General features: G+C 66.5%; 21 protein-coding genes. 17 read left to right on the top strand and 4 right to left on the bottom strand.

Annotated features, from left to right (window positions below; all coding sequences use genetic code 11):
• The first annotated feature begins 367 nt into the window (after window positions 1-367).
• The 12 genes from eccB (at window position 368) to ACFRAC_RS21900 (ending at window position 12,808) form a co-directional block, all read left to right on the top strand.
• Window positions 368-1,930 carry a type VII secretion protein EccB gene (gene eccB, locus ACFRAC_RS21955; protein WP_382926107.1) on the top strand — a complete coding sequence of 521 codons (1,563 nt, stop codon included), beginning with the start codon at window positions 368-370 and terminating at the stop codon, window positions 1,928-1,930.
• Window positions 1,931-2,176: 246 nt separating this feature from the next.
• A complete protein-coding gene (locus ACFRAC_RS21950) occupies window positions 2,177-2,488 on the top strand; it encodes a WXG100 family type VII secretion target (RefSeq protein WP_055623214.1) in 312 nt (103 codons plus the stop codon).
• Between the two features lie 98 nt (window positions 2,489-2,586).
• A complete protein-coding gene (locus ACFRAC_RS21945; RefSeq protein WP_055623213.1) occupies window positions 2,587-2,877 on the top strand; it encodes a WXG100 family type VII secretion target in 291 nt (96 codons plus the stop codon).
• Window positions 2,878-3,086: 209 nt separating this feature from the next.
• The gene (gene mycP / locus ACFRAC_RS21940; protein ID WP_382926104.1) at window positions 3,087-4,346 is read left to right on the top strand and encodes a type VII secretion-associated serine protease mycosin; all 1,260 of its coding nucleotides are present in this window, start codon (window positions 3,087-3,089) and stop codon (window positions 4,344-4,346) included.
• Between the two features lie 54 nt (window positions 4,347-4,400).
• On the top strand, window positions 4,401-4,751 hold the full coding sequence (locus ACFRAC_RS21935; protein WP_382926102.1) for a hypothetical protein: 351 nt from the start codon (window positions 4,401-4,403) through the stop codon (window positions 4,749-4,751).
• 38 nt (window positions 4,752-4,789) lie between these two features.
• Window positions 4,790-6,247 (top strand): hypothetical protein, encoded by a 1,458-nt coding sequence (locus tag ACFRAC_RS21930; RefSeq protein WP_382926099.1) that lies wholly within the window; start codon window positions 4,790-4,792, stop codon window positions 6,245-6,247.
• 122 nt (window positions 6,248-6,369) lie between these two features.
• Window positions 6,370-7,626, top strand: a complete 1,257-nt coding sequence (gene mycP / locus ACFRAC_RS21925) for a type VII secretion-associated serine protease mycosin (protein WP_382926097.1) — start codon at window positions 6,370-6,372, stop codon at window positions 7,624-7,626.
• A gap of 477 nt (window positions 7,627-8,103) precedes the next feature.
• A complete protein-coding gene (locus tag ACFRAC_RS21920; RefSeq protein WP_382926094.1) occupies window positions 8,104-9,369 on the top strand; it encodes a S8 family serine peptidase in 1,266 nt (421 codons plus the stop codon).
• A gap of 128 nt (window positions 9,370-9,497) precedes the next feature.
• Complete coding sequence (locus tag ACFRAC_RS21915; RefSeq protein WP_382926092.1) at window positions 9,498-9,833, top strand: hypothetical protein; 336 nt, start codon at window positions 9,498-9,500, stop codon at window positions 9,831-9,833.
• On the top strand, window positions 9,830-10,999 hold the full coding sequence (locus tag ACFRAC_RS21910) for a WXG100 family type VII secretion target (RefSeq protein ID WP_382926089.1): 1,170 nt from the start codon (window positions 9,830-9,832) through the stop codon (window positions 10,997-10,999). Before ACFRAC_RS21915 ends, ACFRAC_RS21910 begins: the two co-directional genes overlap by 4 nt.
• Complete coding sequence (locus tag ACFRAC_RS21905) at window positions 10,996-12,345, top strand: hypothetical protein (RefSeq protein ID WP_382926086.1); 1,350 nt, start codon at window positions 10,996-10,998, stop codon at window positions 12,343-12,345. The genes ACFRAC_RS21910 and ACFRAC_RS21905 overlap by 4 nt, the downstream gene beginning before the upstream one ends.
• A 133-nt stretch (window positions 12,346-12,478) precedes the next feature.
• A complete protein-coding gene (locus ACFRAC_RS21900) occupies window positions 12,479-12,808 on the top strand; it encodes a hypothetical protein (RefSeq protein ID WP_382926083.1) in 330 nt (109 codons plus the stop codon).
• Between the two features lie 33 nt (window positions 12,809-12,841).
• Here the strand turns inward: ACFRAC_RS21900 and ACFRAC_RS21895 are convergent, their stop codons facing one another.
• Window positions 12,842-13,444 (bottom strand): hypothetical protein, encoded by a 603-nt coding sequence (locus tag ACFRAC_RS21895; protein WP_382926080.1) that lies wholly within the window; start codon window positions 13,442-13,444, stop codon window positions 12,842-12,844.
• An 82-nt stretch (window positions 13,445-13,526) separates the two neighbouring features.
• Window positions 13,527-13,781 carry a hypothetical protein gene (locus ACFRAC_RS21890; protein WP_382926077.1) on the bottom strand — a complete coding sequence of 85 codons (255 nt, stop codon included), beginning with the start codon at window positions 13,779-13,781 and terminating at the stop codon, window positions 13,527-13,529.
• Between the two features lie 412 nt (window positions 13,782-14,193).
• Between ACFRAC_RS21890 and ACFRAC_RS21885 the strand changes: the two genes are divergently transcribed.
• From ACFRAC_RS21885 to ACFRAC_RS21865, 5 genes are all read left to right on the top strand, one after another.
• On the top strand, window positions 14,194-14,562 hold the full coding sequence (locus ACFRAC_RS21885; protein ID WP_382926074.1) for a WXG100 family type VII secretion target: 369 nt from the start codon (window positions 14,194-14,196) through the stop codon (window positions 14,560-14,562).
• Window positions 14,563-14,582: 20 nt separating this feature from the next.
• Window positions 14,583-15,701: a PE-PGRS family protein gene (locus ACFRAC_RS21880; protein WP_382926071.1), complete on the top strand. Its 1,119-nt coding sequence runs from the start codon at window positions 14,583-14,585 to the stop codon at window positions 15,699-15,701.
• A 208-nt stretch (window positions 15,702-15,909) separates the two neighbouring features.
• Entirely contained in the window at window positions 15,910-16,317 is a 408-nt protein-coding gene (locus ACFRAC_RS21875) for a hypothetical protein (RefSeq protein WP_382926069.1), read from the top strand.
• Window positions 16,318-16,400: 83 nt separating this feature from the next.
• Window positions 16,401-17,531 carry a hypothetical protein gene (locus tag ACFRAC_RS21870; RefSeq protein ID WP_382926066.1) on the top strand — a complete coding sequence of 377 codons (1,131 nt, stop codon included), beginning with the start codon at window positions 16,401-16,403 and terminating at the stop codon, window positions 17,529-17,531.
• 21 nt (window positions 17,532-17,552) lie between these two features.
• On the top strand, window positions 17,553-17,834 hold the full coding sequence (locus ACFRAC_RS21865; RefSeq protein ID WP_361347184.1) for a hypothetical protein: 282 nt from the start codon (window positions 17,553-17,555) through the stop codon (window positions 17,832-17,834).
• 308 nt (window positions 17,835-18,142) lie between these two features.
• Here ACFRAC_RS21865 and ACFRAC_RS21860 read toward each other — a convergent pair whose 3' ends face one another.
• Entirely contained in the window at window positions 18,143-19,231 is a 1,089-nt protein-coding gene (locus tag ACFRAC_RS21860; RefSeq protein ID WP_382926063.1) for an SUKH-4 family immunity protein, read from the bottom strand.
• Between the two features lie 1,722 nt (window positions 19,232-20,953).
• Window positions 20,954-21,733, bottom strand: coding sequence for an ATP-binding protein (locus ACFRAC_RS21855; RefSeq protein ID WP_382926060.1), 780 nt, complete (start codon window positions 21,731-21,733; stop codon window positions 20,954-20,956).
• Window positions 21,734-21,804: the final 71 nt, after the last annotated feature.

Raw genomic sequence — 21,804 nt, 5'->3', positions numbered from 1 at the left:
GACATCCCTTTCGCGAAGTAGTGGCCGTCGGGCGGGCGGGAACCGCTGTCCCGGATCCCGGCGCCGGGCCAGAGGCTTCATCGGCCCACACCATCCATGCGGGTGGCTCACGGTACCCGCTGCGGCACGCCGGGCGACACATGGGGACACCCGAACCAACGGACAACACTCCAGCCCCAAATGGCCAGCCTCCCACGGGCCGCGCCCGCGTGGTGGAGAGCCGTGGAGAAGCTCTGTGAAGATGCGAGGGCCGGTTCCCACCTGAGGGATCGTCGGCACACGGCGCAGGGCATAGTAGGTCCCTGCACGGCCGTTGCGGCCTTTTCGAGCGCGATCGAAGCATCACCAAACGGGAGATACGGGGACCATGGCAAAGCGTCGGGACGAGCTCGCCGCCTACACGTTCGCTCGCAAGCGCACCGTCGCGGCCTTCCTGGCGCCGTCGCCGGGCGGCTCGGAGGAAGGCGCCCCGCGCCCCGTGCGCACGGTGATGCCGAGCCTCGCCGTCGGAGTGGTCCTGGTCATCGGCTTCATCGCGTGGGGCGTGATCAAGCCCACCGCCCCCAAGGGCTGGGACACCCCCGGCGAGCACATCATCGTCGACAGCGACTCCACCACGCGGTACGTGGTCCTCGACCCGAACCCCAAGGACAGCAAGGTGGAGAAGGTCCTCCACCCGGTCCTCAACTACGCCTCCGCGAAGCTGCTGCTCGACAAGGGCAAGGGCAGCGTGCTCGAGGTCCCCGGCAAGGAGATCGACAAGAGCGGCATCCGGCACGGTGCGACCATCGGCATCCCCTACGCGCCCGACCGGCTCCCTTCCAAGGAGGACGCCGAGAAGACCAAGACCTGGGCGGTGTGCGAGCGTCCGGCGCCGGGCTCCAAGGCGGCCATCGACCGCGCGGTCTTCGTCTTCGACGACAGCGACGCCAAGTCCCTGGAGAACGCGGGGAAGGTCGACCCCCGCGAGGCCCTGTACGTCACCGACACCAGGACCAGGACCGAGTACCTGGTCGACAGCAAGGGGAACCGCTTCCTGCTCGGCGGGAAGGCCGGACTCGACGAGACCTCCATGGAGCAGCTGCGGTCCGCCGTCATCGGCAGCAGCGCCACCACCGACCCGCAGCCGGTGAGCCAGGAATGGCTCAACACCCTCAACGACGGCGGGGACATCACCTTCCCCGTCGTGCCCGGCGCCGGCGGCCGGACCGCCGTGCAAGGGCTCCCCGCGGAGGCGGGCACCATCGGCCAGGTGCTGCGGGCCCGTGACGCCCAGGGCGAGCAGTTCTACATCGTCCTGAAGGACAAGGTCGCGGCCGTCTCGCCGTTCGTCGCCGCCCTGCTCGTGGCCCGCGACGACAACGGAGCCCTGAAGGTCGACACCCGCGCCGTCATCGAGGCCAACGGCGGTCGTGCCGACCGTTTTTACGCCGACAAGGGCTGGCCCGAGATCGTCCCCCGGCAGGCCAACAGCGCCAACACGGCGACCGGCGCGACGATCAGGACCTCCTGCAGCGTCTACAAGGGCACCTTCGGGGCGGACCGCAAGCCGAGCCTGGCGGCCTGGGCCGGGGCCGACTACCCCAAGAAGGTCATCACCGACTCGCTGAGCGCCTACGTCTCCTCGGGCTCCGGGCTGCTGTTCCAGGAGGTCGCCGGTACGGCCGCGGGCGGCGGCGCCACGTACCTGCTGACGGACACGGGCCTGCGGTACTCCCTGCTCAAGGGCAACGACAGCGAGGCGCGGAACCCGGCCGCGTCGGTCGGCGGCTCGTCCCAGGGCGAGGCGAGCGAGACGGACAAGGCCCGTACCCGGCTGGGCTACGAGGACCTCAACCAGCCGGCGATCGTGCCGCAGACATGGGCGACGTTCATCCCGAAGGGGCCGACGCTCGACACGGCGAGCGCGGCGCAGCCGCAGAGCCAGTGACACGGGTACGGACACGGGGGCCGGGCCGCCGGCCCCAACAACGCCTCGCGGCAACCCATTTGAGGTAGGACGGCGCACGGGTCACGGCTTCGTCGCTCGTGTGTGTGAGGCGTGTAACTGATTGGCCGAGCCTGTGGATGAGTGACAGGCTGGCGATAGAGTGTTTGCAGCGCTCAAGCGTGCGAAGCAGCTCCGGGCAACGGCATCAGGTTTCCCGGACCAACGACGACATGGGGGAAGGTTCACATGGCCGGCCAGTTCCGGGTAACAGAGGACGAACTCACCAAGCTCTCCAGCGACATCAGCACGGCCAACGGTCAGCTGCAGGGCGAGATCCGCCGCCTCAACGGAGTGATCGACCAGATCGCGGGCGGCTGGAAGGGCCAGGCTGCCCAGTCCTACCGCCAGCTGCAGGAGCGCTGGAACGCGGACGCGAAGAAGATGAGCGACATCCTCAACGACATCAAGGAAGCCGTGGACTCCACGCGGAGCAACTACTCCGCGTCCGAGGAGCAGCAGAACTCCGAGATCAGCAAGATCATGTCGGACTTCGGCTGATCGAGCCGTACCGGTTCGCGCGTCGTGCCGTCCACCGGCAGGACGCGTCCGCTCCTCCCTCTTTCCAGCGACTTTCCTCCGCATCTTCCTGAAAGGGAATGACGATGTCGATCCTCGTCAATTACGCCACCATCACCAACGCGTCCACCGACGTGAAGTCGACGGCCGGCCGCATCAAGCAGCAGCTGGACGACCTCGAGGCCGCCGTCAAGCGCGTCGCCAACACCTGGGAAGGTGAGGCGCAGGAGGGGTACCAGCGCAAGCAGCGCGAGTGGGACCAGACCGCCGCCGACCTGCACTCCACCCTGCTGAAGATCTCCACCGCCCTGCAGAGCGCCGCCGAGAACTACCAGGCCACGGAGAAGAGCAACGCCTCCACCTGGGGCTGAGCCGGCCGGCGAACCGGGGGACATCGGATGAAGAGATTCGGCCCAGCCGACGCCATGGCGTCCGCTGGGCCGACCTCTGCTTCGGGGGCGTTCACACCATCTTCCGGACTGCACACGGTAAATCCGCCGAATCTTCACATCGGCCGACGGCGCGGGACACGCGCCGTCGGCCGGGACACCGTCGACAAGGAAGCCCTGGGGACCTGGACATGAGGGGCCTGAACGTGGAGGGCCACAAGGCCCGTTCGCGTAGCCGCACGAGTGGGACCCGCGCACTGAAGCGGGTCCTCGGCGTGCTCGCGGTGACGGGTATCTGCGTCACCGCGACGCCGTTCGCCCCCACGGCGGCGGCCGACGGCGGCCCGGACTTCGGTCTGTCGGCCAGCACCGAGTGCGTGTTCGGCGGCGACGTCATCAAGTCCACGCCCTGGTCGCTCCAGCGGATCCTCCTGGACCAGCTGTGGGAGCACTCCACGGGCAAGGGCGTCAAGGTCGCGGTGATCGACACGGGCGTGGACAAGCGGAACCAGCAGCTGACGGCCGCGGTGGCCGGCGGCAAGAGCTACGTCGACGGCTCCGCCACCCGGGACATCGAGGGTCACGGGACACGCGTGGCGGGCATCATCGCCGCCCGCCCGCTGAAGGGCACCGGCTTCGTGGGCCTCGCCCCCGACGCCGACATCCTGTCCTACCGCTACACGGGCGGCGAGGAGAAGCAGGGCAACTCCCGCACGATGTCCCAGGCCATCGGTGCCGCGGTCGCCGCCGGGGCCGACGTCATCAACATCTCCTCGGACACCGCGAACAAGGAGGACGACGGGGAACTGCGCGCCGCCGTCGCCTCCGCCGTGCAGAAGGGCGCACTGATCGTCGCGGCGGCCGGCAACGACGGGGCGGACGGCAAGTTCGCCGACACCTACCCGGCCGCGTACGACGGCGTCCTGGCGGTCGGCGCCTCCGACCGCAACGACGAGCGGGCCTTCTTCTCGCAGTCCGGCGACTTCGTGGACGTGGCGGCACCCGGCGTCGGCATGGTCTCCACCGTCCCGGGCGGCGGCCAGTGCACCGCTGACGGCACGAGCTTCGCGGCGCCGTACGTGGCGGGCGTGGCGGCCCTGCTGAAGGAGAAGCACCCGGAGTGGAAGGCGGCCCAGATCGCCACCCGCATCGAGGAGACCGCCCAGCGCCCGGGCCGCGGCCCCAACGGCTTCATCGGCTGGGGCGTCGTCGACCCTGTGGCGGCCCTCTCGGACGACTCCACCCCGGGCACGACCCCGGAACCGGACCCGCCGGTGAAGGCCGGGTCTGGCGGTGTCGTCCCGATGGCTGTGACGATGGGCGAGACCGAGGCGGAACGTGAACGCCGCACGGCCATCTACGTATTGGGCACAGGGGTGGCCCTGGCCCTGGTGATCGCGGGCAGCGGCGTAGCCGTACGGGACTGGCGCACCCGACGGACCGGGCGATGAGCAGGCATCCGGGGATGCCGAGGACTTGGACAACAGGGGAGAGGACAACGGGGTATGAGTAACGGGATGCGGGTTGACCTGAGCGCGCTGGACGAGGTCATCCGAAAGCTGTGGACGCTGCTGGACGACATGGACAAGGCGGGGCAGACGTCGCGGTACAACACGGAGATCCCGATGGATGCGTTCGGGAACTCTTGCCTCTTTATGGAGGCGGGCGATCTGCATGCGGCTCACAAGACCATGAAGACTGATCTTGAGAAAGTCATTGAGGGCTTGCACGGCCTGATCGAAAAGTTCGGTACGAGCACCTCCAAGGTCAAGGACAAGTACACCGAGCAGGAGTACGCGAACAAGCACCAAATGGGTGGTGACACGGGGGGCTCGAGCGGCTCGTACGCAAAGTAGAGCGGTCGAGAATCACCTATTATAGGGAGGAGTTCAGAGTGGCTGGCGACAAAGATCTGCCCAAGCCTGAGATCGTGAACGACACATGCGTTGCGGATCCTGGACGTCCGCAAACCAGGACGCAGTTCATCGAGCACTCACTGAAAGAACTCAAGCAAATGCTTGAGGGCACAAACCCGGGAGCGATCGAAGAGGTCGGCCGCCACTGGGGCAAAGTGAATGAAATCCTCTCCGGCGGGGAAGGCGGCGGTATCGCTGGTCTTCTGGACAAGGCGGTCGACAACGTCTTGGAACACTGGGAAGGCGACGCAGCTCGGAGTTTCGAAAAGAAGGCGCGTGAAATTTCGCAGAGCCTCAGAAACGCCGCCTGGCATGCCGACCTCAACAGTGGCCAAATGTCCGACGCGGGTTTTCAGCTGCGGAGGTACAAGGCGCAACTGGACGAGATTGAGGAGCCTAGCGGCTGGGCCAAGCTAGGCGACGCCCTGAGTGACTGGCAGTGGGACAACGGTGAAGCCGTTGCCAGTGACCTCAAGGACCGAAAGCTGACTGCCAAAGAGGTGGCAGAAATCAATGAGGGCAAGATCGGTGCGAGTCGAGAGGCCCAGCTCAATGGCGTCGCGGTAATGGAAAACTTGGGCGCTCAATACATGCGCATCACAGGTAACCTTCAGAGGAACCGGGTCGTTCAGAACCCTGACGGCACCGTCAAGGAGCCGAACCGTGATATCGAGTACCCGCCGCCGGTGACACCTCCTGGTACGGGGGGTGCGTCGCGGCCCGGAACGGTAGGAGCGCCGCCCAAGCCGTGGAACGCTGGTCCGACTAACAGCGTCAAGCCTGCCCCTAATGTGCCCCGCGACCAAGGCATCACGGGGGGCACGCAGCTACCGCCGACGACGAAGACAAAGGTGGATAGCATCACTCCTGGTCTGACTGGTCCGGGCCCGACGTCAGGGCCCGGAGCGGGAAATGGTGCCGGCGGCCTTGGTGCTGGTGGCGCTCAGGGGCCTGGTGTTGTGCCGTCCGGCACCGGTGCCGGGTTCGGCCGTGGTGCCACCACTGGCCGGGGTGGCCTCGGCATGACCGGTGGTCGCGGCGGCATGAACGGTGGCGGCGCGGCGACTGGGCGCGGCACAGGTGGCCGGGCTGGCATCGGCGGCATGGGTGGCGCAGGGACCGGTGGAGCTGGTCGTGGTGCTGGCGCTGGCAGCGGTCGTGGCGCTCTTGCAAAGGCTCGAGGCGGTGTAGTTGGCGCGGCTAAGGGCATTGCCGGGAAGGGCGCCGGCGGTGGCGCTGGCCTGCACGGTAGCCGTGGCGGAACTGGGCGCGGCGGCATGGCCGGTGGTATGGCTGGTGGTATGGGTGGCCGCAAGGGTCGGCGACCTGAGGATGACAACAGCCAGGGAGACCGTCCCGACTACTTGGTCGAGGACGAAGAGACCTGGATCTCGGAGGAAGACCGGAAGCGGAACGTACCGCGAACCATCGAGTAGCCACCTGAGCGAGCCGCACGACGTACGTGCGGCTCGCTCGTACGAGGGCTGGCGTAGCCAGGCGGAGTTGAGTGAGGAGCCATGAAGTGAGTCTTAAACGAGTCTGGTCCACGGCGGGAGTCGTGAGTCTGACGGGGGCCTTGCTCTTCGCTGCAGCGCCAGCCGCTTTCGCTGATTATGTCCGGGATCAACAGTGGGCGTTGAATGCTTTCGCCGCAGAGGATGTCTGGGCCGAGTCCGAAGGTGCCGGTGTCACGGTTGCCGTCGTTGATTCCGGCGTCGACGGCAGTCACCCTGATCTGACGGGTCAGGTACTTGAAGGCAAAGACTTCACTGGCGATGGAAACGCCCAGGATGATGTCCTCGGCCATGGTACTAAGATGGCCAGTCTCATCGCTGGCCACGGGCATGGTGCGGGGAACTCTTCGGGTGTGATCGGTCTAGCACCCAAAGCTAAAATTATGCCCCTGCGTACACTGCGGAAGGATTCTGATAGGAATCTCGACGAGACCTGGGGTGCGGCAGTTAAATATGCGGTAGATCACGGTGCGAAGGTGATCAATCTTTCCATCGCTAACGATGGCGGAAAGACGTTGAGCGCCGGTCGAGAAGCTATCGCATATGCCCAACAACACGACGTGGTTGTTGTGGCCGGGTCGGGAAACGATGGGTACTCTGCTGTAAGTGAGCCGGCGGCCCTGCCTGGTGTTATTTCAGTGGGTGCCGTAGATGAGAAGGCGAATCTCTGGGCCGACTCAAACACCGGAAAAGGATTGACGCTCACTGCCCCAGGCGCCAAGATTGTTGGCGCAAACCCCACGATGTCTAACGGGTACGGAGTGGGAAGCGGCACTTCAGACGCCACGGCTTACGTGTCTGCCGCCGCCGCCCTAGTTCGGTCCAAGTACCCCGATCTCAGCGCAGGCCAGGTGATCAACCGTCTGATCAAGACGGCTACGTTCGCCCACCACGAAGGCTTGAAGGCGCCTGACGAGAAGTACGGCTACGGCATCGTTCGACCGTACTCTGCGCTCACAATGGACGTCCCGGCCGGGTCGAAGAAGAACCCTCTGGGGCAGCTCGATGCAGCTTCTGTCTCTAACCAGTCGTCCCCGGGCAAGGACTCTGCGACTCAAGCCGAGAAAAAGCCCTCGTCCAGCAACCTCGTGCTCGTCGGCGGCATCGCCGCAGTAGTGGTCATCGGCGTTATCGCCTTCGTAGTAATCCGCAGTCGCCGCAACGGCGGCAACAATGGCGGCCCTGGCGCCGGTGCGCCCTCTCCGGCGCCGGGTTACCGGCCGTATCCCGATGCTGCCGCGGGCCAGGGCTACTCATCGCACCCCGGTCAGGGCCCGCAGAACCCGAACCCGTACTCCTGACAGGAACGCCCACCTCGCGCCCCGGGCAGCGACACGCCCGGGGTGCGGCAGCGTGCTGAATCCGTCGGTGTGATAGGCGGCGATGCGGCTGGTCACGGTGCCTGTGGGCGCCACAGGAGCAGGCCCAGTAGGCCAGGCGGAGTCGAAGCCGACGGGCCTAGGTTCTTGGTGAGTTGCGCGGCAGTGTGATTGTCGCGACCGAGGGTGCACGGGCGAAGCGCAGGTCCGCTGGCAGCCACGGCGGCCCCAGCGCGGCGCTAGAGCTAGCCGCAACCGGCAATCCGAGGACGAGAACAGCTGCGTGGCCGCCGCGACTACCACCTGGTCGTGGACGAAGAGACCCGAGCCGTTGAATGCATCGAGAGTGAAATGAACGGCATGCCGTCATCCGCCGATCCAGGCTCGTGTAGCCAAAGCTGAGTGAGGAGTAAGGGAATGGGTGTCAAGCGAGTCCGGTCCACCACTGGAGTCGTTGCGTTGACGGGCATCTTGCTCCTCACCTCGGCGCCGATGGCATCAGCTGATCAGGTGCGAGACGCTCAATGGCCTCTGACTGTTTATGACGCTGAGAAGGTGTGGAAGACGTCTCAGGGAGAAGGCGTCACGGTCGCGGTTATTGACTCGGGGGTTGACGCTAGTCACCCCGATCTCACGGGTCAGGTCCTGCCCGGAAAGGACTTCACCAACGCCGGCGATCCACACAAGGACGATGATGGGCATGGAACCGGTATGGCCAGCCTTATCGCCGGACACGGTCACGGAGTGAATGGCGCATCGGGAGTCATGGGTCTTGCGCCGAAGGCAAAAATTTTGCCGATTCGTACTGGTGGGAAGGGCGACAAGCTCACCACGTCAGAATGGGCCGATGGCGTTCGCTACGCGGTGGATCATGGCGCTACCGTGATCAATTTGTCGCTGGTTGACTCTTCCGCGTATCCCGGGTCCAAGGCCGCTAAGGCGATTGAGTACGCGCAAGATCATGACGCAGTGGTAGTGGCTGGTGCGGGAAATGATGCTGGCACCGTCAACTATCCTGCTGCTCTCCCGGGTGTGGTCGCCGTATCCGCTGTGGATCAGGGTCTCAACTTCTGGTCGAAATCAAACACTGGCAACGTAACGGTTGCAGCGCCTGGTGTTGAAACCCCTCAGGCTGACCCCACCAGTTCTAGTGGCTACGTAGTGGCTGACGGTACTTCGGGCTCAACCGCCTACGTATCAGCCATCGTCGCCCTCCTCCGCTCCAAGTACCCCGACCTGACCGCAGGGCAAATCATCAATCGCCTGGTCAAGTCCGCGTCGTTCCTTCAGCATGAAGGTAAGAAGGCCCCGGACCGCGAACTCGGCTACGGCATCGCCCGTCCCGGCACCGCCCTCACCATGGATATCCCCAAGGGGCCCAAGCAGGGCCCCCTCCTCAAGGGATCGTCGACCTCGGCGAATTCCGCGGCCGGGTCGGACCACAGCGACAGCACCACCACCCACGCCAAGAAAAAGAAGAAGAAGTCGTCCTCCGGCACGATTCTCCTCTTCGGCGGCATCGCCGCAGTTGTGGTCATCGGCGGCATCCTCCTCGCCGTCCTCCGCAGTCGCCGCAACGGTGGCAACAACGGCGGCCCCGGCTCCGGCGGCGGCACTCCAGCCCAGGGGCCGGGCTACCAGCCGTACCCCAATGCAGGAGCCCACGGTCAGGGCTACCCGCCGCACCCTGGTCAGGGCCCGCAGAACCCGAACCCGTACTCCTGACAGGAACGCCCCTCCCCGCGCCCCGGGTAGCGACACGCCCGGGGCGCCGGTGTGTGCGAAACCGGTGCCGTCACCGCTCGTTGAGATCAGTACGAGCGTGAGCGTGCACAGGGGAAGCAGGGGGCGCCATGGCTGACAATTCGGCGTACTACGAAGACGGCGTGGGTCGGAATCTCGCCAAGAAATTCGAGTTACAGGCGTACGACCTGCGCGCCTATCTCAAGAAATTCCGGGACGAGACCGGAGAAGAGGCGATCTCCGACGGCTTCGGCTTTCTGACGGAGTCGGACGAAGTCCGGAACGCCTATATCGAGTACTCGACCACCGCAGCCGCCGCCATGGCAGCGGTTCACGAGCACCTGGACACGCTCGCCGAGGCGTTGCGACAGGTCAACAAGAACACAGAAGTCACCGACGGCGATGTCGCTGTGCTCTTCGGTAAAAGCACCGGAGCACACGAGTGAGCGGCAACGAGACCGGTACGGAAGAGCTCATCGAACTCGGCCTCGAGCTCATCAACCCCGGTGGCCGACCGGCCGAACTCCGACAGGCCGCCAAGGCTTGGCGACAGCTCAAGTCGGATGTCGCAGGCCCGGACGGTCTCCTCAAAGCTCTCGACCGAAACGTAGAGGACACCGTCGGCCACACCTGGCGAGGGCCGGCGGCAGAAGCCTTCAAGAACCACTGGTGTGAGTTCAAGGCGGCCGTCCAGGACGCGGTCGAGGAGTACGACGACATCGCCGCACAACTCGACGCCGTCGCCGACGAGATCGAGGCCGTCAACGAAGAGATCCACGCCATCTACGCCGAGATCGGCGTATCCATCGGCGTCGGTGTCGCCCTGTCGTTCGTCAGCTTCGGCGTAGCAGGCGGTGCCGCCGCCGCGAACGTCACCCGCCTCGCCGCCCAGGCCGTCCGCATCTCCGCCCGCCTGGGCGCGCTGCTGCGCCGGATCGCCCTGGCCATCCGTGCTTACCAGCAGGCCGGGACGATGAGCCGATTGACGGCCGGGTTCTTCGTGAACTGGGTCGGCAACACCGGCGGATCCCTACTCGGCGCGGGCCTCTCCGGCGAGAACGTCGACGCGGCCAAGGTGTGGGAATCGACGTGGCAGGGAGGTCTCGCCGCCGCCGTCGGCACCCCCGTCGCTGGGCCGGCAAGTGCCCTCACGCGCCGTGTGTTCCCGAGACTCGGCGACGCGGCGGGGGCGCTCGTCGAGAACGCCGCGGGCGGCGCCGTGGGCAATATGGCCGGAGGCCTCGCCACGGACGCGCACACCGCCCTCACCACGACCGAAGACCCCGCGTGGCTGAAGAACCTTGGGGTCAACGCGGCAGGCGGAGCGGTCGGCGGGGCGACCGTCGGCGCCGCCGGGCGGTACAGGGACGCCATCCCCACGGCCAGGGACTGGGACGCCTCACGCTACGGACGGCGCGGCGAGAATCCCGACTTCGCCGTCGAGGGCCCCGCCGGAGGCGTCACCGCCGGACTGGCGGGCGCCGGCGGAGAACTCGCCAATCGCCCCGAATCCCCGGAAGACCCCGAGCGCCGTCGGGAGAAGAAGGAAGCCACAGGGCCGCACACGGCGTTCGGGCGCGAGCAGCGCAGTCTCGAAGAAGAGTTCGGATGACGGTGGGCTCCAGCGCCCTGGTCCGCTGCCTGACCCTGCTGGGCCTCTCCCTCGCCGCCACAGTGTCCATCGCCCTCCTTCATCCCTCCCTCCGCCCGCCCCGATGGGATCTCTTCGCGTGCCTGATGGTGGGCGCCGTGGCTGCGGGCGCGAGCATCTTCCTCGTCCGGCGCCCCGTCTCGGGCCGTGGTGACGGCGCCGGCAGGCGATGGTGGGCCGACCAACGCAACGCGTGGGTCAACTTCGCGACGATGTGCTGGCCGGCGGTCGCCTTTCTCGTCGCCCACGCTGTGCTGTCGCCCTCTCCCGCCGCCTGGACGATCTTCGATGCCGGGCACGCGATCCGCTCCACCAAGATCGAGAAAGTCCTGTCGACGGAACGCATCGGGACGGGGCGCAATCGGCAGTACGACTCCACCGTGCGGGTGTCCGTGCCGTACGAGACAGGTACGGAGACCTACGAGACGGGACTGATCTCGAGGAGGGAGCCGTTGCGGGGAGAGGAGACCTGGGTTCTCTTCGCGCCCTCCTCCCCGGAGAGCGGCTACCTCATCGGCGACAGGCAATGGCTCGAGGAGCAGATCGGCGGACGCGCAGACGCGGGGACGATTCTGGTGACGTCGATGTACCTCACGGCCTGCTGGTTGTTGGCCCTGGTCGGCAGATGGCGCTCAGATCCCGTGGGGCACCTTCCTCGCGGTGTCGAGAAGAAGCGGCTGCGCGTTCTGCCGGTCCGTGTCACCGGGGTGGGAGTGGCCATCGACGAGCGCCCGCCAACCAGCCGGGTGACCACACACCTCAAACCGCGTGTCCACATGGCGAGTACGGACGGCGACGACCTGCTTCTGCACTTCTATCTGGATGACATCGTCAACCACGTGCCCCTGGCCAAGGACCTCAAGGGCGCGCGGGGAACGGCCTACTGGTACCGCGATGGCCGTGACGTCGCGTACGCGAAGTCGGTGGGAGTCGGCGTACTGGTCCTGGACGACGGCCGTTTCGTCGCCGGTTGGCTCGTGACCGCCGATCCCTCGGCGGAACTACCGGACGCGGTACCCGGTGTTGATCACGATCTTCCCGACCCGGAATGCGTGAGGGCGATCCACCCCGCCTCTCCGGTCGAGGCACACGCCAACTACATTTTCCTACGCTCACTCCTGGCCGCCATCCCGATCCTCGGCGTGACCACCTTCGGGGTAGGGGACGCCGGGACGGTCGTTCTCGCCATCACCTCCGTTGTCGTGGTGCTGCGCGGGCGGAGGCGTGCAAGGCGTCGCGTGCAGCAGTACCTGAAGATCGGGGCGTCGCTGCAGGACGTCCGCACAGGAACTGTCCGTACCTCGTGAACGGCGACTGTCACGTGCGTCACGGCTGATTCCGGGCCGCCCGCCATGTGCCGTGTTGCGTCCTGCGGCAGGCTTGGGCACTGAGGGGCGGCCACCCACCGTTCCCCCCACCTATCGAGAAAGGACACCTTCCATGGGCGCAATCGTCCTGATGGTCGGCCTCGTTGTGCTGATCGGCCTTGGAATCGTCTTCGCCGTAGTGCGCGGCCGCCGGTCCTCCGGACCTGGTCAGGCCGGCTCCGGCCACCACGGCCATCCCCAGATGGGCTATCCGCCCCAGCAGCCGGCGTACCCGCCCCCGGGGCAGCAGCCGTACCCGCAGAACGCGCATCAGCCGAACGCGCACCCGCCGAACCCGTACCAGCAGAACGCCGCCCCCGGCTATCCGCCCCCGCCCGGACAGGCCCCCCAGCCCCAGCAGCAGAATCCCTACGGCCAGCAGCCGCCGTACGGGGGCCAGTGAGGTTCTCCCCGCCCAGGCGGAGTGCTGCTCCGCTTACGCGAAGAACATCACCAGCAGGCTGATCCCGACGCCGATCACACCCACCGCGATCAGTGTGTAGGCCGTGCTGAGCAGACCCTGTCCCGCCGCCTGCTTGGCACGGTTGAAGTCGGAGGCGCCGCCGAAGGCGAAGCCCGTGGTGGTGCACAGAAGTCCGAGGGCGAGAGGGATCAGGGCGCCGAACCACCACGCGCAGCCGACCGCGATCGAACCCACCCAGCCGTGGTCCTGCTGGTAGGACGTGTCACCGGTCTTCAGGGCATCGATCACCTCGCCCCGCTGGTGCAGGGAGTCGCTGCGCAACTCGGCGTTGAGGTCCTTGACGGAGCCGTCGGTGGCGGTGAACGTGCCGTAGCACCACCTGGTCTTGGTCCGCTTGCGCGAGGTGCTGGACGAACCGCTGCGGTGCTTGTAGTCGACCGTGCAGGTCTCGACCGTGAGCTTGCCCGGGGTGGACGTGGAGTACGTGTACGGCCCGAGGTAGGCGCCCAGGGCCAGGAGGATCACGCTCACCAGGATCAGGCCGACGCCGATCAGCCGGCCGAGGCCGCCCGCGCTCGATCCCGACGAGGTGGAGCTCGCTTGTACTTGTGCCATGGGGGTGTTCCTCACGGTGCGGTTACGGGGGTGGTCACGGGCGAGAGCGCGTGTTCGGGGCGGGCGGTCCCGGATTCGGGCTTCACAGGACGAGCGCGCAGATCAACGCCGCCAGGAGACCCAGGGCGAAGAGGCCGCCCAGCAGGGGGCCGGTGACGGTGGCGGCCGGCAGGCGTCGCCAGGACGCGGCGAAGCCGATGCCGTTGCGAGCACCGAAGCCGGTCAGCAGGCAGTAGGCGCCCGCGGCCAGCAGGGAGAGACAGAGCGCGACGACGGCCGCGTCGTCCCCGGCATCGCGGTCCTGGGGAAGCTCGAACGTGTCGTCGACCTGTATCACGGGAATCTTCGAACCTGTCTCGAAACGCGAAGAAGTGTCCACTTCCACGTCCTCGTACGAAGTGTCACCGTGCCGCGCGGTCCAGGTCCCGGCGCAGTTGAACCGGAGTTCGGTGGAACGTCGGTGCGTACCGTAACGAGTCTTCGTGTGTGCCTCGCATGAAGAAACCGTGAGGGTTCCCTCGGTTCCCTCTCCCGCGAGTTCACCGCGCAGTTCCGGAATCGCCACCGCGGCGATGACGACAGCCGCGAGGAGTGCTCCGAGCCCTATGAGCCGTCCCGTCCAGAGGCTGGCTGAGCTGGGGTGATGCGGCGGTGACGTCACCACTTGGGGGTCCTTTGGTCAACTTGGCGATCTCTTGACCCATCGACTTTCCGGGTCGTGCGCGAGGAGTCTAAGCTACCGGCCTGTCGTGCAATATGACGTGTTGCACCGGGAGTTCGGGGGAGATGCGATGACGTTCGGCGGATTCGACGTGGATACGGCTGTGCTGCGACGGCAGGGCCAGAATTTCACTGACCTCGGAGCCGATTTCGCCAAGGCGTCCAAAAAACTGGAGAGTTCTCTGGAAGGTCTGGGAGAGCCTTGGTCGGACGCCGATTTCGGAGATGTCTTCGGCGAGGTCTACACGCCGATCCGGGACGGAATCCTCGCCTCGATGGACAGTCTCGCCGCACGGCTCCAGCAGATCGGGCGCACACTTCAGGACAACGCCCGCACGTACGACGCCTCCGACACCTCGAACAGCGGCCTGCTGAGTGGCATCGCCGGTCAACTCTGAGCGGACCAGGGGGATTCCACATGTCGCTCACTCTGCCCGGCGAGCTCGTCTGGGTGCTGGACCTGCTGGGCTACAACTGGCCCGAGGCCGACGAGGAGGCGCTCCACCAGGTCGCCGAGACCTGGCGCGGCTTCGGTGCGGAACTCGAGAAGTTCCAGGCGCAGGGCGAAGGCTTCGCCCGTACCGTCGTCGCCGGCAATGTCGGCTCGGCCATCGAGGGCTTCAGCAAGGACTGGGGCGCCTACACCGGCGCGAACGGCGAGGACAGATACCTGCCCGACGCGAGCATCGCGTGCGAGGTGATCGCCCTCGCCTTCGACGCGGCCGCGATCGCGGTCCTCACCGCGAAGCTCTCCGTCATCGCCCAGCTCATCGCCCTGGCCATCGAGATCATCGCGGCGCAGGCGGCGGCGCCCTTCACCTTCGGGCTGTCCGAGCTCGGGGCGATGGGCGCGACCCAGGCCGCCCGTGTGATCGTCCGCGAGCTGCTCGACCGCCTCAAGAAGGAGGTCATGGAGGCCGTCACGAAGGCCATGGAGCACGCCACCGTGGACGCCCTGAAGAAAGTCGCCAAGCGGGTCGTCAAGGAGCAGGTCAAGCAGATCGTCCAGGAGAAGGTCGTCGACGCGGCCAAGGAGAAGGCCCGCGAGGCCGCCGTCGGCATGGCCCAGAACGTCGGCCAGCAGGGCATCGAGGCCTACTTCGACGCTCGTTCCGGCATCGATCTCGGGGAGACGGCCGACGTCGCCAAGAAGGCGGGCGGCGAGTACCTGGACAGCCTGAAGACCGAGGTCACGGGAGGAGAGGGCTCGTCGCTCGCCGGTTACCTCGATCCGAATACGTACATCGACCGTGGCACGGAGGCGGTCACAGGCGCGGCCGGTGACCGCGTGCAGCGGGGAGTCGACGCGCTGAGCGGGCATGGCGGGACCGGCGGGCATGGCGGGACGGGCGGGCATGGCGGGACGGCTGGGGAGCAGGCATCCGGCGACCCGACTCCGGCCGCCGCATCACCCGCCGACCCGCCCGCCGTGCCCGCGGCGGCTGCCCACACCGCAGCTCCCCGTGCGTCCCGTCCCTCCAGTCCTCCGGCCGCTTCGGGGGTCGGGGAGGACTGGGCGCGGAGCGAGTTCGGGTGATGGTGTGTCCCCAAGAGTCCACGTGCTGAGTTCGGTGGCCGACTCTCCACGGGGCCATTCCACCTCTCTGCCGAGGCTATGTCCGTTTTTCGTCAGCCGAGTTGAGGCGAAGCAGGCGAGTAGGCGCCCGCGGTGTGTTGAAGGGTTCGCAGGCGCATTGGTAAATTCACGCCGGTCGAGACCCGCCGACCTCCGATGAGGTGTTCCCTTGGACAGCGCCCATGACGACTCCGAGAAACGCGTAGACGAGTCCGAGTTCCTGGAGATGACGCAGCAGGACCCTGCTCAGGCGAAGATCCTGCGGCAGTCACTTGAGCATCTGGCCTCAGGTCTGGGTGGTCCGGCACTCAAGGAAATGGCACAGGAAGTTCTCTCCGGGCGGATGGGGCTGCGTGAAGCAGCCAATGTCTCGGTGTATGCGGAGGAGGCCGTCCAGCAGTCGACGCCACTGGCTGAGAAGTGGGCCGCCATGTCCGACAGTGAGCGTGAGGAGCTCGCCGCAGAGGGAGAGCACCAGCTCCAGGAGCGGCGGAAGGATGAAGAGGGGCGTGCCGCGTCCGAGAACCGGTCGGACGCGAAGTCACGTCACGACGGACGTGGCTGGTCCTTGTACTGAGTGTCCGGGAGGCCGTGTGGCTTTGGGCCGGCTCCCCGAGACAGGACGACCGACGTGCCCGCTGAGGCGGTGATGGGGGAACTGTGGACTTCAATGTGGATCCCGACGCGATCGACGGCTTTTCGAAGCTGATCGGGCGAGCCGCCGAGGGGGGTGAGAAGGCCGTGGCCTACGTGCGGACCCATACCCAGATCGAGAAGGGCGGAGGGGACCTCTATGATCTTGTCTCCGGAGATCACGACCGGTACGTGAGCGAGGCCGAGAAGGCGTTGGCCAAAGTTCGTGGCGTGCTGGACTCCTCCATGAAGGAACTGGCGAAGTCGGCCACCTACTATCGGGCCACGGACCGGGATGAGGCCGCCAAGCTCGATGCCACTTATCCGGGTTCCAAGGTGTCGGCCGGCACATCCGGCGGAAGCCCGCACGACTTTTCGGACGCCAGTGACGCAGCGGGCATGCTGAAGCCGCCGGACGGGGACAGCAACAACCCGCTCGTCAAATACTTGTCGGGCCATGCGGACGAATACCAGATGAGTCCCGTTCAGAAGACGCTTGGTAGCGCACTCGACCTGGGCAGTCCGTCGGCCATGGCGGTCGAGGCGTCCAAACTGCTCTTCGACTTCGATCCCTTCGCCGTGTGCACGAACTGGGTGTTCGGGGACTGGAACAAGTACAACGATTGCGCTGATGTATGGAACAACCTCGCTTCTTTCTGCGATGCGGTTGCTGCGAACGTGCGCAAGGGCACCCAGAACGTCGGGCTCAGCTGGGACGGCAATGCGGCGGACGCCGCCACGGTCTACTTCGATGAATTCAGCAAGAAGCTGGATCAGATCAAGGAGACCTTCGAATCCCTGCGGACCTGCTACGCGCAGGCCGCACAACTGGCCTTCCAGCTCGCTGAAGCCCTCAAAGCGATCCTCGTCACGCTCTGTGACATGCTCGTCGTGTGGATGGTCAACCTAGCCGCAGCGTGGGCGGTGAACGCGATTCCGGTCGGGGGGCAGGTCGCCTCTGCGGGCATGTTTGCGTTGGCTGCCGCCCAGGCTGTGCGCATCATGGAGATGTGGGCAGAGGCCGCCAAGACGTTCGACAGGTTCGCGATGGCGCTGAGCGCGATCGCCCTGGCCGCCTCGGCAGCCGTCAACGGCTTCTCAGCGGCGGACGGATTTCCTGAAGTGAACACGAGCAGTTACGACCACCAGGCCGTCTAGCAGACGACGAGGACAGATTCGATGAGTTTCTTCGGCGGGGTGGACGACTTGGAGCGTTTCCTAACCCGATCGTGCTATATGAGTGTCGTGTCCGTCCCGGCCTGCTGGGGGCTCATGGTCTTCCTTGCCAACGATGTGGGCTGGCGATTCAGCTACTTGCTGACGGGCGTAATCCCCCTGGTCGCAGCGTATTTGGGCGTCCGAGGCAAGCGGGAGATTCGTACGGGGATGGCGCTCGGGGCGCTCGGGCTCGCCCTCGTTTCGACGCCGTTGATGCTCTACCTGGCGCACATCGAGGGCTGAAGCCGAGGCAGCGCGGTCGGTTCGGCGACGCTGCGTTTTCGGCGCGGAATGTGCTGAATCCCACGCGTCGAAGTTCGTGGCACCATCAATCGCGCGGCTCAGACCGACTCCAGTCCGTAGGAGGCCAGGTCCCATGTGCTGTCCTCGGAAATTGGTCCTCGCGGTGGCCACCTTGCCGTTGGCGTTCGGGCTGGCGTTTCTCGAAGGGGCGTGAGGCGGGACCCGTTCCATACGGTGTCTCAGCCTCACGCCTCACGTCTCGCGGCAGGGTCCTCGACGCGGCTTCCGGTGTGGAGGCGGCTGGTGTGTCAGTCGTTGTAGAGGGCGTAGGTCCAGATCTGGGCTTGGGAGCCGGCGTTGTCGATGATCCAGACGGCGTCTTCGATGTGCTGGCGGAAGAGGTGTTCTTCGTCGCGGTTCTCGATGGTGTTGAGGATGCGGTGGCCGGTGATCCACCAGGTGACCATGGCGAGGAAGCGGTCGAGGTCGGTGGCGACGAGGTAGCCGTCGAGTCCGCTTTCGTCGGTGCTGCGGGGCATGCGCAGGATGTGGCCGGTGGGGCCGTCGATGACGAGTTCGGCGCCTGACCAGAGGCCGATCTGGAAGAACGGGCCCGTTTCCGCTGGGGGTTGCAGGCCCTCGGTCCAGGACAGTTCGAACAGGAACTTGTCGTAGTCGGGTTCCAGCCGGATGCCTTTTTCCTGCATGACGGGGAGCCCGATGTCGGTGAGGACGCGGCGGGCGGTGTTGTCGGTAAGTCCTGGTGGCAGGGACTCGGGTGGGGTGCGCAGGACGCGGGCGCTGGAGAAGAGTTGCGGCAGGTCGGCTGCCGTGGTGGTGGAGGCGTCGGTGAGGCGGGCAGGCCCGGCTGCGGTCTTGGTGCCCAGGAGCGTGGTCCGGGCAGGGGTGCGGGGCTCGTGCCTTCCACGGCGAAGAGTCCGTCCGGGCCGGCGAGTACGGTCAGCCTGCCCACGCGTAGGAGGGCGGGGAGGAACTCGTCGTCGGGGCCTTCCTCGGTGGCGGCGAGTGCACGGAGTTCCTTGCGGTTGGTGGGAGGGGCCTGGCCTGGTGCTGTGGGCCAGGTGAGTGCGGAGGTGGCTTCGTCGGGGAGGCTGTCGCCGTACCAGGGCCCGGCCAGGAGGTCGCCGGTTTCGGCGTCCCAGACATGGATGCCATTGGCGTAGGCGCTGGAGAGGATGGCGGGGCGTTCGTGCCAGCGCACGTCGAACAGCGACGATGCGGGGCCGGGCTTGAGGTAGCTGGGGTCGTATCCGCCTGGTGGGCGCCAGTGGGTCCAGCGCACCTTCCAGGGAAGCCGTACTCCGGATTGCTCGATGGAGGTGGCCAGGTCGGTGTCGTTGCGGGCCGTCGCCATCAAGTGCAGCCAGGACGCCCACTCACCCTGCGCGGCAGGCGTCACCCCGTACATGTGCAGGTAGACGGCGTCTGCGGCGGCGTTCGTGTCGGGGACGGAGCCGTCGTGGGCACAGTGTGCCGCGTCTATGAGGGCGGACTGCGGGAGGTTGGCCATGACCTCGCCGTCACGCAGGAGTGTGTCGAACTCGCCGGCCTGTACGGCGTGCATGGCCAGACCGTGCGCGGTGTATCGGCCGAGGGGGCCGGAGGCGGCCCAGCCGTCCGGGTGGCGCAGCCGCGGCGCCAGCCCACGCAGCCAGCCGACCATGTGGCTGTTGACTTGCTGACTCAACTCCGCCGACGTGTCACGGCGCAGGGCTTCAGCGACCGCCTCGTCGATGAAGGAGACCTCTTCACCGGTCACGGTGAGCACATCGGGGAATCGGTCGGCCAGCGCGCGCAGTTCCGTCCCGTCGGCCTCCTCCGCACCCGCCGCCCGGGCCAGTTCGCTCCACACCTCCCAGGGCACCTGCCGCGGCTCCGACAAAGCCAGCGCACGGATCTCCAGGGACTGGGAGACCGCTGCAACAGCGCCCGATGAGTTGTCATCCAGCCAGAGTGACAACCTGTTGTGCGGCGACGCCTCAAGAACTGACGGCCGCGTGTCGAGCACCACGCTCGGCCCTTCGAGGGTGAGAGTTGACGCGGCGTGGTCACGGATCAGCAGTGGCTGCGCGGACGTGCGCGTCAGCCCCGCCCGCCCGGCATGGGCGATCAGAACCAGCTTGCCGGCGCCGTGGCGGCGCGCGGCCCTCTCCCAGGCGTAGGGCCGCGCCTCGTCCTCAGGAACCCCGACGACCCTGAGAGCACTTCGGAGCACGCTCTCCGCATCAGCCCCCGTGGCATCGACCAGCACACTCCCAGGGATCTGCCGGCGCACTCCGTCCAGGACTGCCGCCCCACCGGTGAGGCTGACGACGTCCAACTGCGTGTTCGCCGACGACTCGTCACCCCACCAGTCCAGAATCTGGGCGATCAGCTGGTCCCGGGCGAGACGTTAGGGGTGTGGAGAGAACACGGACCTTGGCTCCCTGCTTCGGCGGATCGACAAGCGTCACGCAAGCACATGTGAGTGTCTCTGGCGACCACGGGTCGCTTTCCTGGGCTTCGGTTCCGTGCGGCGGGGCGCGGCACCACAGCTGAGACGGCAGGAATACCCATGGCTCATCCGCCTCGCGTTCAATGACGAACCGGATCGGGGGTCGTGCGGAACGGCGGAGGCGGCCGATCATGTCCCGCGTGAACCGACTTGGCTCGTAGGAGGTCACGAAACCGTCGGCCCAGTACGCGTTCGCCAGCGGGGCAACCTCGGCCTGGGTGATCGCCCGCGCGGCGGCAGGCAAGGATCGCCCCCCTGTGTGCGACACCCCGTTCTGGTGGAGGCGCCGGGCGATGTCAATTGCATCCAGGCCCTGACAGCCCAGGAAGACGGCGTTCGGCAACCGCTCAGCGAGCTCCCGCAGCAAGTCGGTCCTGCCGGCACCGTCCAGACCGCGAATCGCGGGCGTCGGGTGCAGCCGATGAGGTGTCGTGAGCCAGTTCTCCGCCTGCTGCAGGGCCCTGTGAGGGGTCAACTTCCCCCCGCTCCACGCCTCGCCGTACTTCGCGCTACACACCAGGCCACGATCATGTGGCGCTTGTGAGGTGCCGTCAGCAGTGACCCCCAGGTTTCCTCGAGCGTCTCCCCGGTCGTCGTTCGTGCTTCAGTACAGGTAGTCGAACTCTTCGGTCTCTGTGACGTGTCCCCAGTTGCGGGTGGCTGCTGCTGCGGGGTCGATGCCGGCGAGCCAGGTTTTGAGTTCTTCGATGAGGTCGTCTCCGTCGAGGCCGCCGCTCGTGTGGTAGGCCAGCATGTACTTCCACTGGAGGCACACCATGGCGGTGAACTGGGCCAGGGATGTGCCGGCGAGGGGGTCGCCGAGCCGGTCGCCGTCGACCGCGTTTTTGCGTGATTGTCGCAGTACGCGGCCGGTGGGGCCGTCGAGGAGGAGGATGCCGCCGATCCAGGTGCCGAGTTCGTACGAACGCCGGCTGAGGCCGTACACCTCACTGTCGATTTCGACGATGAACTTGATGCCAGTGTCTCCGGACTTGAGGCCGAACGCGTTGACGATGCCACTGATGGCCACTTCTTCGGGTGCATCTGTGTGCCGCGTTGTCCCGGCCCACTGGGTGTTCGTCAAGATCACGACGTGACTGAGGTCCTGGTCTTCTGCTCGTAGGTACAGAGCGAAGAGGGATCGGTTGTCCTCGTAAGGGACACCGATGGCGCGCATTACGCGATCTGCTATCTGCTCAGCGGTACAGCCTGCGGCGTCGATGAGCACGGCACCGGGCGTCGCGTCGGCGAACTCCCGGAGCAGTCGGCTCTTTCCAGCGCCAGAAGGGCCATCCAGATACAGGAAGCCCTTCGTGGGAGGGAGGCGGTTCAGTCGTGCGCGGAGCTGATCGACGGCTTCCTTTGGGCCGAGTGGAGCATGCAAGGCGACGTCGTCCTTCTTCTTGGTAGAGCTGCCCGGGTCGCGTCTCTGCGGGCGCTTGCGCCTGCACTGCG

The organism is Streptomyces sp. NPDC056628 (genome assembly GCF_042792555.1).
Classification (GTDB): Bacteria; Actinomycetota; Actinomycetes; order Streptomycetales; family Streptomycetaceae; genus Streptomyces.
Note: the sequence above shows the minus strand (reverse complement) of the source record. Positions and strands in the feature narration are given on the sequence as shown.

Coding starts and splice junctions, on each gene's coding strand:
- ACFRAC_RS21950 (WP_055623214.1), top strand. CDS start 2,177: ATGGCCGGCCAGTTCCGGGTAACAGAGGACGAACTCACCAAGCTCTCC.
- ACFRAC_RS21880 (WP_382926071.1), top strand. CDS start 14,583: ATGTCGCTCACTCTGCCCGGCGAGCTCGTCTGGGTGCTGGACCTGCTG.
- ACFRAC_RS21945 (WP_055623213.1), top strand. CDS start 2,587: ATGACGATGTCGATCCTCGTCAATTACGCCACCATCACCAACGCGTCC.
- ACFRAC_RS21935 (WP_382926102.1), top strand. CDS start 4,401: ATGAGTAACGGGATGCGGGTTGACCTGAGCGCGCTGGACGAGGTCATC.
- ACFRAC_RS21865 (WP_361347184.1), top strand. CDS start 17,553: ATGAGTTTCTTCGGCGGGGTGGACGACTTGGAGCGTTTCCTAACCCGA.
- ACFRAC_RS21915 (WP_382926092.1), top strand. CDS start 9,498: ATGGCTGACAATTCGGCGTACTACGAAGACGGCGTGGGTCGGAATCTC.
- mycP (WP_382926104.1), top strand. CDS start 3,087: ATGAGGGGCCTGAACGTGGAGGGCCACAAGGCCCGTTCGCGTAGCCGC.
- ACFRAC_RS21900 (WP_382926083.1), top strand. CDS start 12,479: ATGGGCGCAATCGTCCTGATGGTCGGCCTCGTTGTGCTGATCGGCCTT.
- ACFRAC_RS21895 (WP_382926080.1), bottom strand. CDS start 13,444: ATGGCACAAGTACAAGCGAGCTCCACCTCGTCGGGATCGAGCGCGGGC.
- ACFRAC_RS21905 (WP_382926086.1), top strand. CDS start 10,996: ATGACGGTGGGCTCCAGCGCCCTGGTCCGCTGCCTGACCCTGCTGGGC.
- eccB (WP_382926107.1), top strand. CDS start 368: ATGGCAAAGCGTCGGGACGAGCTCGCCGCCTACACGTTCGCTCGCAAG.